We start from the raw sequence: 16,007 nt of genomic DNA, 5'->3' as shown, positions 1-16,007 counted from the left end.
GCCGATGAAGGTCCAAGGCAAGAAGCCCTACGACGACATCAACATCACGCCGATGCTGGACCTGGCGTACGTGCTGCTGGTGATCTTCATCATCATGACCACCGCCGCGGTGCAGGGCATCAAGGTGGAATTGCCCAAGGCCAGCGCGGCCAAGCCGCTGTCCGAACCCAAGACCAAGGTCATCGCGATCGACAACAACGGCCAGGTCAGCCTGGACGCGGTGCCGGTGAGCATGAGCGAACTGGAACAGCAGCTGCGCAACGCGCTGGCCAGCGATGCCGAGTTGCCGGTGATGCTGCGCGGCGATCGCACCGTGCAATACGAGAAGGTGATGGCGGTGCTGGACCTATGCAGCCGGCTCGGCATCGCCTCGATCGGCCTGGCCACGCAACGCCCGGCGGCCGGCTGAGTGAACACGATCGATCCGCTGCAGTACACCGAGCCGCCGCGGCGCTGGCTGAAAGTCGGCGCGGCGTTGCTGGCGCTGCTGCTGCTCGGCTGGCTGGTCTCCACGCTGCTGCGCCCGCAGCAGGCGACGCCGGCGCGCGCGCAACCGCCGCGCATCACCCAGGTGATGCTGCCGCCCCCGCCGCCTCCGCCGCCGCCCAAACCCGATCCGCAGCCGCCCAAGCCGCAGGAACGCCCGCAGCCCTTGCAGGCGGCCGAGCCGACGCCGCAACCCAAGCCGGACGCCGAGCCGACCCCGCCGGGCGATCCGCTGACCGCGCCGGCCGGTCCGGGCGACAACGCCTTCGGCCTGCAGGCCGGCGACGGCGGCGGCACCCGCATCGGCGGCAAGGGCGGCGGCGGCAGTCCGTTCGGCAGCTATGCGGCCAGCGTGCAGCGCGCGGTGCAGCAGCTGCTGCAGCGCGACGAACGCACCCGCAAGGGCCGCTACAGCGCCACCGTGGCGCTGTGGCTGAACCCGGACGGCAGCATCGGCCGCCTGCAGATCCTCACCTCGGCGGGCAAGCCGGAACTGGACGCGGCGATCGTGCGCGCGCTGCAGGACCAGCCGCTGCCGCAACCGCCGCCCGCCTCCCTTCCCCAACCCATCCAGTTGCGCATCGGCGCCCTGGCGCCGGGCTGACGCCGCGTTTCGCATCAAGGACTCCCGCATGACCACTTCGTCTCCTCTCCACCGTCCGTCCCGGCTGCGCCTGGCGCTGCTGGCATTGCTGCTGGCGCCGGTCGCGGCCATGGCCCAGTCCGCGGCGCCCGCGATCGATCCGGCGCAGATCAACCCGCAGGTCACGCTGCGCTTGATCGACCTGCTGGTCGCCAAGGGCGTGATGACCCGCGCCCAGGCCGACGACCTGATCCGCGAAGCCTCCGCCACCGCGGCGCCAGCGCCCGCACCGGCGCTGGCCGGCGCCGCGGCGTACAAGACCCAGCCCGGCGCGGTGGTGGTGCCGTACGTGCCCGAGCCGGTGCGCCAGCAGATCAAGGACGAACTGCGCGCCGAAGTCACCGCGCAGGCCAAGTCCGAAGGCTGGGCCGCGCCCGGCGCGCTGCCGGAATGGACCCAGCGCGTGCGCGTGTACGGCGACCTGCGCGTGCGCGGCGAAGGCGTGTTCAACGCCGACGACAACTACGCGGCCTTCCCCAACTTCGGCGCCATCAACGCCGGCTCCGGCTTCGATACGGTGGGCAGCACCAACGCCCCGTTCCTCAACACCACCCAGAACCGCAGCCGCATGCGCGTGCGGGCGCGGCTCGGGGTGAGCGCGCAGATCGCCGACTGGGTGCAGGCCGACCTGCGCCTGGCCACCGGCAGCGACCGCAGCCCGGTGTCCACCAACCAGACCCTGGGCGGCAACGGCAACCTGTCCAAGTATTCGCTGTGGCTGGACCGCGCCGCGCTGCAGCTCACGCCCATCGACGGGTTGGCCCTGTCGTTCGGCCGCTTCGCCAATCCGTTCTGGAGCAGCGAACTGGTGTTCGACAACGACCTCAACTTCGACGGCGTGGCCGCACGCTACGACCTGGCCGACGCCGACGCGGAGTTCGCGCCGTGGATCAGCGCCGGCCTGTTCCCGGTCTACAACACCGAGTTCGATTTCGGCTCCACCAGCACCAGCAAGACCCGCAGCCGCGACAAGTGGATGTACGGCGCGCAGCTGGGCATGCAGTGGCGCTTCGCCGACGCCATGGCGCTGCGCGTGGGCCTGGGCTACTTCCAGTACGACCAGTTCGAGGGCAAGCGTTCGTCGCCGTGCCTGGCGCCGACCTCGGCCGACAGCTGCGACACCGACGGTTCGCGGCCGCAGTTCCAGCAGTTCGGCAACACCTTGGTCGCGCTGCGCGACATCGTCGCCGATCCCGCCAACCCCAACGGACCGCAACTGCAGTACTACGGCTATGCCAGCAAGTTCGGCGTGGCCGACCTGCACGCGCAGCTGCAACTGGACCAGTTCGCCCCGGTCGCGGTGCTGGTCGAGGCCGACGTGGTCAAGAACACCCGCTACAACGCCGCACGCGTGCGCTCGCTCGGCCCGGTCAACAACCTCGGCGACCAGGGCGTGTTCGATGGCGGCGACATGGGCTACTACCTCAACTTCACCGTCGGCCAGCCCAAGCCGGTCAAGCCGGGCGACTGGAACTTCAGCATCGGCTACAAGTATCTGGAATCGGACGCGGTGCCGGACGGCTTCACCGATTCGGACTTCCACCTGGGCGGCACCAATGCGCGCGGGCTGATCGTCGGCGGCAACTATGCGCTGGCGCGCAATACCTGGGTCGGCCTGCGCTGGCTCAGCGCCAACGAGATCTCCGGCCCCCCGTTCGCGGTGGACCTGCTGCAGCTCGACCTCGGCACGGAGTTCTGAGCATGCTCCGCCTTCCCTCCTACCTGGCCTGCGGCATGCTGGCGGCGACGCTGCTCGCCGCCGCCCCGCTGCACGCCCAGGACAGCAACGAGACGCGATTGCGCGAAGCGCTGCGCGAGACCAGCACGCGATTGCGCAAGGCCGAAGCGGACCTGGTGCAGCAGCAACTGGCCACCGCCGCCGCCGAACGCGAGCGCGATGCGCTGCGCGCCGCGCCAACGCCGGCGCCGGCGCCACGCGCCGATCCGGGCCGCGAGGCCGCGCTGCAGCGGCAACTGCAACAGGCGCAGCGCGAACGCGACGCGGCGCTGGCGCAACAGCGCGAACAGCAGCAAGTGCACGCCAAGAGCGCGCAGGCCGCCGCGCAACAGGCGCAGACGCAGGCGACGCTGGATGCGGAACTGCAGCGCCAGCGCGCGCGGATGGCGCAGTGCGCGAGCGGCAGCGAGGCCTTGTACGCCACCGCGCGCGAACTGGCCGCGCTGTATCGCGACCCGGCCTTCGTGCGCTTCGTGCGTAGCCACGGCCGCGAGATGTTCGGCATGGCCAGGGTGACCCGCGAGAACCGCGTGCGCGCGCTGGAAGACCGCCTGGCCGAGCAGCACGCGCAGACCCAGGCCTGCGCCGGCGCCATCGCGGCCACGGCGACGGCCACGGCGATGCAGGACAGCGTGCAATGAAGCGCCGCGGCGCCGCGCTGGCATCGCTCGCGCTGGCCGCGCTGGCACTGCACGCGCACGCCGCACCGGCCACACCCGCGGCGACTGCGCCTTGCGTGCAGGTGCGGATCGGCGAGGACGTCGCCGGCCACCTGGACTGCCTCAACCAGACGCTGCGCGCCGCGGCCGCCAGCGCCCGCCCCGGCGCCTCGCCGCTGGCCGCCGCCGCGACCACGCTCGATCCGCTGCAGCGCGGGCAACCCACGCCGGCGGCGCTGCGCCAGCGCTACGGCGATGCCTACGGCCGCTCGCTGGTTCCGCAGCGGCCGCAGCCGCATTACCTCCCTACTCCGTTCGCTCCGGCGCGCTGACGCGCCGCCACCGAGATCGCCGCCATGCCCCGCAACCGTCGCCGCCGCCGCAACCGCCTCCGCCGTCCCCTTCGCCTGCTGGTGCTGAGCCTGGCGATCTCGGCCGCCCTGGTCGGCCGCAGCCAGGCGCAGAGCAGCCCGTTCGTGCGCCGTGGCGCCGACCCGGGCGCGCAGGCCGCGGCCGCGGCGCAGCAGCAGGGCCTGCAATCGGCGGCGGCCAGCAAGTTGGCGCAGACCTCGCTGCAGGCGTTCCAGCGCGCCGCGCAGGCGCGCCAGGCGCTGGACGCGACGCAGGCCGCCGCGCGCGCCGCGGCGCAGGCAGCGCAAGCCGGCATGGTCCCCGATGGCCTGGGCAAGGGCGGCCTGCAACTGCCCGACGGCGCGATCATCGATCCGGGCGCGGTGCGCAGCGACGATCCGCGCCTGGGCCAGCGCAACGTCTGGCTGGGCGCGCGTGCGCCGACCCAGCAGACGGTCGGCGGCGACACCCAGGTCACCATCCAGCAGACCCAGAAGAAGGCGATCCTCAACTGGGAGACGTTCAACGTCGGCAGCCGCACCGTGCTGCAGTTCGACCAGTCCGCCGGCGGCAGCGACGCGGCGCAGTGGATCGCGCTGAACCGGGTCAACGACCCGAGCGCGGCGCCGAGCAGAATCCTGGGCCGCATCCAGGCGCCGGGCCAGGTCTACCTGCTCAACCGTAACGGCGTGCTGTTCGGCGGCGCCAGCCAGGTCAACGTGCATTCGCTGTTGGTGTCGTCGCTGGATCTGTTCGACGCCAACCGCGCCACCAGCGACCAGACCTTCCTCGCCCGCGGCCTGTTCGGCAGCACCGGGCAAAGCGGCACGGTGCTGACCGGACTGGACAGCATGGCCGCCGGGCAGACCCCGGGCGACATCCAGATCGACAGCGGCGCGCGCATCGCCAGCGGCAGCCAGGGCTACACCCTGATCGCCGCGCCGAACGTCAGCAACGCCGGTACCGTGACCGCGCAGGACGGGCAGGCGATGCTGGCGGCGGTGTTGGGCCTGCGGCAGTCGCAGGAGTTGCAGACGCTGCTCGGCGCCAGCAGTGGCACCACCATGCCGCTGGGCTTCAGCGGCTTTTTCTCGCCGGCCGGCAGCGACAGCTCCGCAATCGGTTCGCTGGTCAACAGCGGCACGATCGCGGCGACCCGCGGCAACGCGACGCTGGTCGGCTACAGCGTGCAGCAGCGCGGCCTGGTCCAGGCCAGCACCAGCATCAGCCGCCCGGGCAGCGTGATGCTGCTGGCGATCAACCAGGACAGCACCTCCGGCGGCGATGCGCTGGCCAACTACAGGGGCGGTGCGCTGGAACTGGCGCCCGGTTCGGTCACCGCCACCTTGCCCGAGCACGATGGCGAAACCACCACCTCCAGCAGCGCCGCCGATCTGGCCTTCCTCGGTCCGCAGATGATCCTGGCGGGCGCCCAGGTACAGTTGCGCGAGCAGTCGCTCACCTTCGCCCCGGGCGGCACCGTGAACCTGATCGGCCTGGGCAGCGAGACCGTCCGGCTGCAGGGTCGCACCCCGCTCAACAATCGGCTGATGATCGATAGCGGCGCGCAGCTCAATGTGTCCGGCATCGCCGACGTGCAGCAGGCGATGCGCAGCAACCTGATCCAGATCCCGCGCGTGGGCCAGAACGAACTGGCCGACGCGCCGCTGCAACGCGACGGCGCGCTGTTCCGCCAGTCGCTGCAATTCGATCGCCGCGCCAGCGGCGTGCGCGCCGATGGCCAGGCCTGGGTCGGCAGCCCGCTGCTCAACGCGCAGGGCTATGTCGACCAGGTGCCGCGCACCATCGACGAAATGCTGCTCGACGGCGGCACCATCAACATCGGCGCGCGCGACCTGGTGATCGCGCCCGGCGCGCAGGTGAACATGGACGGCGGCTACGTGCACATGCTCGGCGGCATGGTCGAAACGCCGCGCCTGCTCGGTGCCGACGGCCGCCTGTACGACCTGGCCAGCGCCGACCCGTCCATGCGCTACCTGGGCGTGGCCGGCACGCAGACCGTCGCGCACACGCGCTGGGGCGTGAGCGAACAGTTCAGCAATCCATTGCTGGGCAGCCGCCGCTACTACGAGAGCGACTATCTGCAGGGCGGCGACGCCGGTGCGCTGAACATCGAACTCGGCCGCCACAACAGCGGCAGCGGAGCGCAACCGGGTGTGGCGCTGCTCGCCGGCGATCTTTCCGCGCAGGCGCTCGCCGGGCGTTACCAAGTTGCCAGCGGCACCTTGCCGCAAGGCGGCGTGCTGCGCATCGACAGCGATGTGGGCCTGTACAACGCAACGATCGGCCTGTCGGTCAACGGCGACATCAGCCGCGAGCAACGCAGCTGGCGCATCGTCGACGACGCCACGGCGATGCCGCAGGGGCTGATGCTCGGGACGCGCGCCGATGCGTTGCCGGGCAGCGCAGCCTCGGCGCAGGACCGCGACAATCCGCTGTTCTGGTCGCAGCTGTCCACGCGCATGGTCAACGGCAGCGGATTGCAGACGCTGACCATCGGCAACGCGCCGGTGATCGAGGTCGCCGCCGACGCGGCGCTGCAGGTCGCCGATGGCGGCGCGATTTCGCTGCAGGCGCAGCGCCTGCAGATCGACGGCACGCTGACCGCACACGCCGGCAAGATCGCGCTGCAGAGCAGCGGCGGCTTCGCCTACGTGCAGGATCCACGGCAAATCGGCAACACGCAGCAGTCGCTCGGCCACGGCGACCTGCTGCTGGGCGCCGGTGCGCGACTGGACGTGAGCGGGCGCTGGATCAACGACGACCGCCGCTTCGGCAACGCTCCGCAGGGCAGTGCCTTCGTCGATGGCGGCAGCATCGCCCTCGATGCGCTGCAGGCCTCCGTCACCGACACGGCCACGGGCAACAACATCGACCAGAGCGCATCGCTGCTGATCGCGCCCGGCGCGCTGCTCGACGCCTCCAGCGGCGGCTATGTCGACGGCAACGGCGCGCTGGCGATGCGCGACGGGCGGCTGCTCGGCCATGGCGGCGACATCGCGCTACACACCTACGTGCGCCCGTCCAACGAGAGTGCCGGCTCGCCCACCTACACCGCTAACGCCCCGGTCGCCGACGGCGCCGGGCTGCTTCAATTCGACCCGGCCAATCTGCGCGCCGACAACTTCGCCGGCGGCGGCACGCTGAGCCTGCGCGCCTTCGGCGTGCAGATCGGCGGCAGCGCACCGAGCGATGCGCGCGTACTGCACCTGGATGCCGGTTTCTTCGCCGACAACAGCTTCGGCAGCTACGACCTGGCCGCCGAGCAGGACGCTACCGTCGTCGCCGGCACCCAGTTGCGGGTGAGCCAGCGCAATCTGCTCCCGAACCTGCAGGCGCTGCGCGGCGCCGCCAGCGGCAGCGACGTGGTCGCCGGTGCGGCGCAGGCCGGCGGCAATGGCTACGCCACGCTCGGCCAGCTGGATCCGTTCTATCGTCCCGCCACCGATTTCGCGCTGCGCGGTGGCGATTTCCTCGGCCGCGTCGCCGGCAATCCCAGCCTGAGCGGCGCCAGCGGCCGCGTGCTGCTCGACGAAGGCGCGCAGCTGCTGCTGGATCCGGGCGCCAACGTACGCATCGGCGGGCGTGGCCAGGTCGAGGTGCTGGGCAGCATCCAGGCGCACGGCGGCAGCATCGCCATCTCCGGCGACACCTCGCGCGACTCGGGCCTGTCCGCGGCGCCCGACGTGGACCGCGGCCCGGCCTATGCGGCACCGGGCAAGGCGCTGTGGCTGGGCGCCAACAGCCGCCTGGACGTCTCCGGCATCGCCCTGCTCGATCCGCAGGCCGCGCTGCAGCCCGGCGCCAGCGGCCTGGTGCGGCCGCGCAGCGGGCGCGTGCTCGACGGCGGCCACATCACCCTCAGCAACGACAGCGGCGCGATCGTGGTCGCCGCCGGCGCGCAGCTGGACCTGTCCGGCACCACCGCGGTGCTGGACCTGCCCACCGGCAACCCCATCATCGGCGGCGGCGACACGCTGCAGGCGCAGAGCGTGGGCAGCGCCGGCGGGCGCCTGGACCTGGCCGCCAGCACCGGCCTGTACTTCGACGGCAGCATCCACGCCGGCGGCGGCAGCACGCAGGACCGCGGCGGCACCCTGGCCTTGCTGCCGCTGAAACTGGTCGACGGCAGCAATCAGGTGCTGCCCGGCCCCAGCGGCGTGATCTTCACCCAGCACGACAGCCGCCTGCCGCAGGGCGCGCAGCCCGGCGCCCCGTTGCCGAACGCCAGCGCCACGCCCGGTCCGCTGTACTTCGCCGCCGATCGCCTGGACGGCAGCGGCATCGACACCCTGCTGGTCGGCGACCAGTCGCCGACCAACACGTTGCGCCCGCAGGTAGCGGTCGGCTTCGCTGGCGACGTCGACCTGTCGCTGGCGCGCGCGCTGGTGTTCAATGCGCCGCGCTATGCACTGCTGGCGGACGACGCGACCGGTTTTGGCAGGCTAGCCGACAGCGGCCAGGTCAGCCTGAGCGCCGCCTACGTCGGCCTCAACGGTTGGCAGTCGCCGAACAGCCCGGCCGCCGTGTTGGCCGAACCGCAGGCGCCCGGCGCGACCACGCTGACGGTGAACGCCGCGCAGATCGATCTCGGCGGCCAGTTCGCGCTGGACGGGGTCGGCGAGGCACTCCTGTCCAGCAGCGGCGCAGTGCGTTTCCACACGCCCGCCGCCTATGCCTACCTGCTCGACGCCAACGGCATCGCCACGCCGCGAGCCGGCGAACTGCTGACCGCCGGCAATCTGAGCTTCAGCGCCGCGCAGTTGTATCCGGCCAGCGGCGAAACCTTCCTGGTGCGCGCGCTCGGCGCGCTCGGCAGCGACGGCAGCCGCGCCGAGACCAGCATCCGCATCCAGGCACAGGGCGACACGCCGGCGCTGCCGCTGTCGGCCGGTGGCACCCTGGCGCTGGATGCCACGCGCATCGCCCAGGACGGACGCCTGCGCGCGCCGAGCGGGCGGCTGCTGCTCGGGGTCGGCGCGCTCGACGACGACGCCACCCGCGCGGTGTTCGGCACTCGCACGTTGACGCCGACGCTGGAGGTCAGCCTCGGTGCCGGCAGCCTCACCTCGGTGTCGCTGGAAGGCGCGACCTTGCCGTACGGCAGCACCGTGGACGGTTCGCAGTGGCGTTACGACGGCAGCGCACAAGGCAGCAACACCGCGCTGACCGCGCCGCCGCAGAAGCAGATCCGGCTGGACGCCGACAGCGTCGCGCTGGCGCCCGGCGCGCGCGTGGACCTGTCCGGCGGCGGCGACCTGCAGGCCAGCGAGTGGGTGCCCGGCACCGGCGGCAGCCGCGACTTGCTGTCTTCGACCAACACCAGCTATGCCAGCGGCAACGCCACCCAGGTGCCGCTGTACGCGGACGGCCGTACGGTCTACGCGATCGTGCCCGGCGTGCAGACCCCGATCGCCGCCAGCGACGCGGCGTTCGAACAGAAGGGCGGCACGCCCGCGCTCGGAAGCGCCGTGCATCTGAGCGGCGTGCCCGGCCTGGCGGACGGCGACTACACGCTGCTGCCGGCCAAGTACGCCACCCTGCCCGGCGCCTACCGGGTGGTCGCGCGCAGCGCCAGCACCGACGCCACCGCCGCGCAGAACCTGGTCGCGGCCGACGGCACCGCGGTGGTCGCCGGCTATCTGGTCGATACCCTGAGCGGCACCCGCAGCGCGCGCAGCCAGCTGTTCGAAGTGCAGTCGGCGGCGACCTGGGGCCAGTACTCGGAATACACCCGCACCGGCGCCAACGCGTTCTTCGCCGCGCAGGCGGCCAGCGCCGGCACCGCGACGCCGCAGCTGCCGCGCGATGGCGGCCAGCTGATCCTGGCCGCGGGCGAGGCATTGCGCCTGGGCGCCAGCCTGTCCACCGCCGCGGCCAGCGGCGGCAACGCCGCGCAGATCGATATCGCCGCGCGCGCGCTGCAGGTGCTCGGCGCCGGCCAGAGCGCCGCATCCGGCTACGTCGGCGTGGAGGCGAGCGCGCTCAACGCGATGAACGCCGGCAGCCTGCTGCTCGGCGGCACCCGCGAGCAGAGCGCCGACGGCACGCGCCTGCATGTCACCTCGCAACAGTTGCGGATCAGCAACGACGCCGGCAGCGCGCTGCAAGCGCCGGAACTGCTGTTGGCGACCGCCGCCAGCGACGCTGCCGACGGCGGCCTGCGCGTGGATGCCGGCAGCGTGTTGCGCGCGCAGGGCGGCAGCGGCGATCGCGCGGCCACGACGCTACTGATCGGCGAGGACGGCGGCAGCAGCGGCGACGGCGCGCTGTTGCGCCTGTCCAGCCTCGGCGCGGCCACCATCGAACGGGCGAACGTGCCCGAGGCGGCGCAGGCGCGCGCACGGCTGCAGATCGGCGCCGGCGCGCTGCTCGACGGCGCCGCGGCACTGAGCCTGGATTCCACCGGCGACAGCGCGATCGATGCCGGCGCGCTGCTACGCAGCCAGCGCATCTACGCCAGCGCCGGCCACGTGCGGCTGGACGCGCAGGCGGCCAGCGGCGATGCCGACGGCCTGGTGCTGGGCGCCGGCAGCCTGGCCCAGTTCGCGCAGGCGAAACAGGTCAACCTGCACAGCTACGGCGACATGGACTTCGCCGGCGGCCTTGACCTGCGCGTGAGCAATGCGCTCACGCTCAGTGCCGGCCGCTTCGTCGGCGACGGCCGCGACGTCAGCCTGAGCGCCGATCAGCTGACCCTGTCCAACCAGGGCGCCAGCGCGGCACCGGCCGACACCGTGGCCGGCGGCGGCCTGCTGCACCTGCAGGGACGCGAAGTCGCCTTCGCCGGCGGCGACAAGCAACTGACCGGGTTCGGCGCGGTCGCGGTGGATGCGGCGCAGACGTTGTACGTGCGCGACCGCGGCCAGTTCGATTTCGGCACGCGCGACGTGGACCTGCGCACCCCGCTGCTGCTGGCCGACGCCGGCGCCGACCAGACTCTGCGCACCGGCGGCGCACTGCGCCTGCAAGGCAGCGGCGCCAGCGTCAACACGGCGCAACCGCTGGGCGGGCGGGTGACGCTGGTCGGCGCCAGCATCGACAGCAACGGGCTGATCCGCGCCAATTCCGGCGGCATCGTCCTGCGCAGCAGCGACGGCGCGCTGCGCCTGCACGATGGCGCCACGCTGGATGCGTCCGGCGTGGCCAGCACGTTCTTCGACACCACCAAGCCGACCCAAGGCGGCACGGTCACGCTGCAGGCCACGGCCGGCGATGTGCTGGCCGATGCCACCACCCGCATCGACGTGTCGGCTGTGGGCAATGCCGACGCCGGCAGCGTCAACCTGTCGGCGGCGCAAGGCCGGGTGAGCTTGCCCGGCACCCTCGACGGCCACGCCGCGCAGGGCCGCGGCGGCCGCTTCCTGCTCGATTCGGGCAGCGCGATCGCGCTGGATCCGCTGGCCGCGCAGCTGGCCGGCGGCGGCTTCGACGGTGCCATCGACCTGCACGCGCGCAGCGGCAACCTGCTGCTGTCGGCCGGCAACACGCTGCGCGCCGACGCGGTGACCCTGACCGCCGACGGCGGCGCCGATGCCATCGGCCGCGATGCGGCGAACGGAAACATCGGCATCGCCGGCAGCATCGATGCGTCCGGCACCCAGGGCGGCAGCATCGCGCTGTGGGGCCGTCACGGCGTGGCGATCGACGGCCAGCTGCTGGCCCGCGGCAGCGCCGCCGACAAGCGCGGCGGCACCATCACGCTGGGCAGCAGCGGCCGCGACGACGGCACCCTCAACACCGACTACGGCTACCAGAACGTGCAGGCCGGCGCGGCCGGCAGCATCGCGCTCGGTGCCGGCGCGGTGCTGGATGTGTCCGGCGGCAGCGCCGGCGGCCTGTCCGGCGGCAACGTCGAGATCCGCACGCCGCTGCTCGCCGACGGCGAGGTCAACGTGACCGTGGCCAACGGCGCCAGCGTGCGCGGCGCGCGCGAAGTGGGCCTGGAAGCCTACGCGGTGTGGAGCACCACCGACGCCAGCACCGATCCGGTCAAACACTTCGACGGCATCGTCGATCCGGCCGGCTGGTACGACGCGCAGGGCGCGCTGCTGGCCGGCAGTTGGACGGACCTGGCCGGCAACGCGGTGGCGGCGCCCACCACGCCGGCGCAGATCGCCGATTACCTCAGCCGCTACGCATTCACCCCGGACAGCGCCAACGCCGCGCATCGCCAGTTCTACGGCTATGCCGACGACAGCGCCGGCACGCCCGGCACGCTGATGGGCTTCGTGCAACGCCCCGGCTTCGCGTTCGAACCGCGGCTAAGCAACCTGCCCAACCTGCGCGCGCGCCCCGGCATCGAGCTGCGCAATCCGGATCCGGCCATCAACGGCGGCGAGATCCGGGTGATGAGCAACTGGAACCTCGGCGCCGGCGCCAACCGCGACCAGTTGGACTTCCGCTACAACGGCAACGCGCCAGTGCTGACCCTGCGCGCCGAGGGCGGCGTGACCATCAAGGCCAGCCTCAGCGACGGCTTCTACCAGCTGCGCAATCCGTTCGGCGGCGGCGGCCCGCAGGGCACCTACAGCGGCGCGGCCAACGCCTACCAGGCGCTGCTCGACAACGCCTTCAACAATGCCTTCATCAGCATCGACGGCCTGCTCCCGGCGCCGCCGTCCGACCTCGGCGATCCCGACCAGGCCGCGCAGTACTACGGGCAATACCTGCAATTGCTGGACATGCTGCAGCAACCGCACGACCTGGGCGGGCTGCCGATGAGCCTGCTGGAAGGGGTGATCTACAGCTACTCGCCGGACAACGGCTACCCGGTCCAGGACTACCCCGACCAGCCGCAGGCGCCGCGCGCGCCGACTTCGCCCGCCGACTATTCCACCTACCTGGCCGGCTACCAGAGCTATCTGCTCGACCTGTTCGCCTACAACACCGAGCTGTCCAACTCGGGCGTGTTCGGCTTGGCCACCCTGGCCCTGCCCGCCGCACCGGTGCTCGGCCCGCTGCTGCCGGCCGCCACCCACAACACCCCGTCGCTGCAGGCCAACGCCAGCAATCCACTGCCGCTCGCCACCACCAGCCTGATCGGCGGCGACAGCAGCCGCTACCGCATCGTCGCCGGCGCCGATTTCGCCAGCATCCGCCCCGACGCGCTGCGCGCCGGCAGCGACGCCGACGTGGTGCTCGACGGCCACCAGCGTTACCAGGAAAGCGGCAAGAAGGACGTGCTGCTGCCGACCGTGGTGCGCACCGGCACCGGCAGCATCCAGATCGCCGCCGCGCGCGACCTGCAGTTCGCCGACGCCGACGCGCCGGCCAGCATCTACAGCGCCGGCCAGCCCGCCGCCGGCAGCGAGGCCGACAACGACATCCGCATCGTGCGCGGCGACGCCGCCAGCCACAGCGCAGACCAGGTGGTCAGCGCGCAGGCCAATGCCGAAGCCGCCGGCGACCTGCTGCTGCAGGCCGGGCGCGACATCCTCGGCAACCGCCAGGTGTTCGATCGCGACGGCAGCCGCACCGGCGTGGTCGGCAACTACGTCGGTCAGTACTGGTGGCCGTGGCTGCAGGTCGGCAATCCGGTTGGCGCCGATGGCGTGACCCCCAGCGCCGGGCTGATCAACTACGGCGGCTTCGCCCAGGGCGTGCTCAGCAGCGGCGGCGACGTCGCGGTACAGGCCGGACGCGACATCCGCGAACTGTCAGTGTCGCTGCCGACCAGCTACCGGTTGACCGCGCAGGGCCGCCAGACCTATGGCGGCGGCGACCTGCAGGTGCAGGCCGGACGCGATGTGCTCGGCGGCGACTACTTCGTCGCGCGCGGACAAGGCCGCCTGGACGCCGGCGGCAACCTGGGCAGCGCATTCACGCTGAGCGGCCAGGGCTACGACGCCTCGGGGACGCTGCTGCAGGTGAGCAGCGCGGTCGATCCGGTGTTCGCGCTGCAGGACGGACAATGGACGATCCACGCCGGCGGCGACGCCGCGCTCGGCGCCATCGTCAATCCCAGCTACGTGCTGTCCTCCGGCGGCGTCGCCGCCTTGATGAGCGACAGCACCCGCGCCGGCACCGACTACGGCAGCGCCTCGGCGATCGCCATCGACACCTTGAACGGCGATATCCGCCTCGGCACGCTCAAGCTGCCGGCGACGCTGTTCGGCAACGGCGCGCGCGATGCGAGCCGCGGCACCGACAGTCTCATTTTGAACGACGGCGTGTTCGACAACGTGCTGCCGGCCCGGGTGGAAGCGGTTGCCCACGCCGGCAACCTGCAGTTCGAGACCAGCGGCCGCCTGTATCCGTCGGCGCAAGGGCAGCTCGAGGCGATGGCGCAGGGCGATATCCGCCTGTTCAACGACACCCTGGTCGCCGGCAAGAGCAGGTTGCAACTGGCGATGCTCGACGAAACCGGCAACTACGACGGCAACGACAATGCCGCCGGCAGCGGCGCGCAACTCGGCCTGCATCGGGACGACGCGCAACCGGTGCGCCTCTACAGCCGCGACGGCGACGTGGCGAGCGGCTATGCGGCCGACGGCTTCATGCTCAATCCGCTGACCCTGCAATTGCCGAAACCGGCCGACATCCGTGCCGGCCGCGACATCGTCAACCTGGATCTGCGAGCGCAGAACTACCGGGCCTCGGACGTGACTCGGGTGCAGGCCGGGCGCGACATCCGCTACACCTCGATCCTCGGCGGCCCGCTTGGCGACCAGGCCGTGCGCTGGGGCTGGATGTCGCTCGCCGGCCCAGGGACGTTCGAGGTGGAGGCCGGACGCAATCTCGGTCCGCTGACCTCAGCCGAAGAGGCGATGAAGGGCCTGCGCATCGGCCTTGTCGACCGCAATGCGGGCGGCATCCGCACCGCCTCCGGCGCCGACCTGGTGGTGCGCTACGGTGTGGCCAACGGCGAGGATGCCGACGCGCTGGCCGCGCTGTATCTGGATCCGGGCAGCCAGCAGAACACCGACACCTACCGGCAATGGCTACTCGACTTCGTGCGCCAACATGCGCAGGACGCGTCCGCACCGGCCTCGACGCCGCTCGCGCAGCAAGCCGCGACCGCGCAGGACACGCCGACGCCCGTCGAGGCCTGGCGCCAGTTCGCCCAGCTGCCGAGCGCGACCCGGCGCCTGCTGAGCGAACGCGTGTTCCTGGACGTGCTCAAACAGGTCGGCGAAGGCTACGCGGATCGGGCCAGCCCGGACTTCCAGAAATACACGCGCGGCTATGCCGCGATCGAAGCGCTGTTCCCGGCACGGCTGGGCTACACCCGCAACAATCTGGAAGGCGGCGCCAACGGCGCGGCGACCCGCAGCGTCACCGGCACCCTGGACATGCGCGGCTCCACCCTGCAGACCCAGGCCGGCGGCGACATCCGCATCCTCGGCCCCGGCGGCGGGCTGCAGGTCGGCAGCGTGCTGGCGCCGCCGGTGGTCACCGATGCGCAGGGCAACGTGCTGATCGGTCCGGCGCAGCAAGGCATCCTGGCCGTGGGGCAAGGCGACATCGGCGTGTTCACCGACGCCAGCGTGCTGCTCGCGCAGAGCCGCATCTTCACCCAACGCGGCGGCGACCTGATGTTGTGGAGTTCCAACGGCGACATCAACGCCGGCAAGGGCAGCAAGACCAGCGCCGAGCGCGCACGTGCGCGCTACCTGTGCGACCAGGATCAGTACTGCATCCTCGATGCCAGCGGCCAGGTCAGCGGCGCCGGCATCGCCACGCTGCGCCTGAACACGGACGATCCGCGCGGCAACGCGGTGCTGGTCGCCCCGCGCGGCACCGTCGATGCCGGCGATGCCGGCATTCGCGCCAGCGGCAACCTGATCGTGGCCGCGCAGTTCGTCGCCAATGCCGACAACATCCAGGTGCAGGGCGATGCGGTCGGCGTCGGCACCGCACGCAACGTCGACGGCGGCGCATTGAGCGCCGCCTCCAACGCCGCCGCGGCGGTGACCGATGCGGTCGGCGATCTGGCGGCGCGCGGCACCTCCACGCCACGCGAAGCGCCCTCGGTGATCACCGTGCAGGTGGTCGGCTTCGGCGACTGCAAGGTGGACGATCCGCGCTGCCAGCCCGGTCCATGACAGTGCCGCGACACGGGCCGCGGCGGCGTTCTGGCGTCGCCGCGGCAAGCAGAAAATGGGGC

At 72.1% G+C, this 16,007-nt stretch carries 6 protein-coding genes; all 6 read left to right on the top strand.

Annotation, left to right across the window (positions count from 1 at the left end; genetic code table 11):
* Window positions 1–4 precede the first annotated feature (4 nt).
* The 6 genes from HEP75_RS02140 to HEP75_RS02115 are packed head-to-tail and all read left to right on the top strand — an operon-like array spanning window position 5 to window position 15,945.
* A complete protein-coding gene (locus tag HEP75_RS02140) occupies window positions 5–409 on the top strand; it encodes a biopolymer transporter ExbD (RefSeq protein WP_185814983.1) in 405 nt (134 codons plus the stop codon).
* Window positions 410–1,090, top strand: coding sequence for a TonB family protein (locus HEP75_RS02135; protein WP_185825267.1), 681 nt, complete (start codon window positions 410–412; stop codon window positions 1,088–1,090). It abuts the gene before it with no gap.
* A gap of 28 nt (window positions 1,091–1,118) precedes the next feature.
* Window positions 1,119–2,828, top strand: coding sequence for a putative porin (locus HEP75_RS02130; RefSeq protein ID WP_185825266.1), 1,710 nt, complete (start codon window positions 1,119–1,121; stop codon window positions 2,826–2,828).
* Window positions 2,829–2,830: 2 nt separating this feature from the next.
* Window positions 2,831–3,508, top strand: coding sequence for a hypothetical protein (locus HEP75_RS02125; RefSeq protein ID WP_185825265.1), 678 nt, complete (start codon window positions 2,831–2,833; stop codon window positions 3,506–3,508).
* Entirely contained in the window at window positions 3,505–3,858 is a 354-nt protein-coding gene (locus HEP75_RS02120; RefSeq protein ID WP_185825264.1) for a hypothetical protein, read from the top strand. Before HEP75_RS02125 ends, HEP75_RS02120 begins: the two co-directional genes overlap by 4 nt.
* 24 nt (window positions 3,859–3,882) lie before the next feature.
* Window positions 3,883–15,945 carry a filamentous haemagglutinin family protein gene (locus HEP75_RS02115; protein ID WP_185825263.1) on the top strand — a complete coding sequence of 4,021 codons (12,063 nt, stop codon included), beginning with the start codon at window positions 3,883–3,885 and terminating at the stop codon, window positions 15,943–15,945.
* Window positions 15,946–16,007: the final 62 nt, after the last annotated feature.

It is taken from the genome of Xanthomonas sp. SI, assembly GCF_014236855.1.
Lineage (GTDB): Bacteria > Pseudomonadota > Gammaproteobacteria > Xanthomonadales > Xanthomonadaceae > Xanthomonas_A.
This window is presented reverse-complemented; position numbering and strand designations above follow the sequence as displayed.

Coding starts and splice junctions, on each gene's coding strand:
- HEP75_RS02120 (WP_185825264.1), top strand. CDS start 3,505: ATGAAGCGCCGCGGCGCCGCGCTGGCATCGCTCGCGCTGGCCGCGCTG.
- HEP75_RS02130 (WP_185825266.1), top strand. CDS start 1,119: ATGACCACTTCGTCTCCTCTCCACCGTCCGTCCCGGCTGCGCCTGGCG.
- HEP75_RS02115 (WP_185825263.1), top strand. CDS start 3,883: ATGCCCCGCAACCGTCGCCGCCGCCGCAACCGCCTCCGCCGTCCCCTT.
- HEP75_RS02125 (WP_185825265.1), top strand. CDS start 2,831: ATGCTCCGCCTTCCCTCCTACCTGGCCTGCGGCATGCTGGCGGCGACG.
- HEP75_RS02140 (WP_185814983.1), top strand. CDS start 5: ATGAAGGTCCAAGGCAAGAAGCCCTACGACGACATCAACATCACGCCG.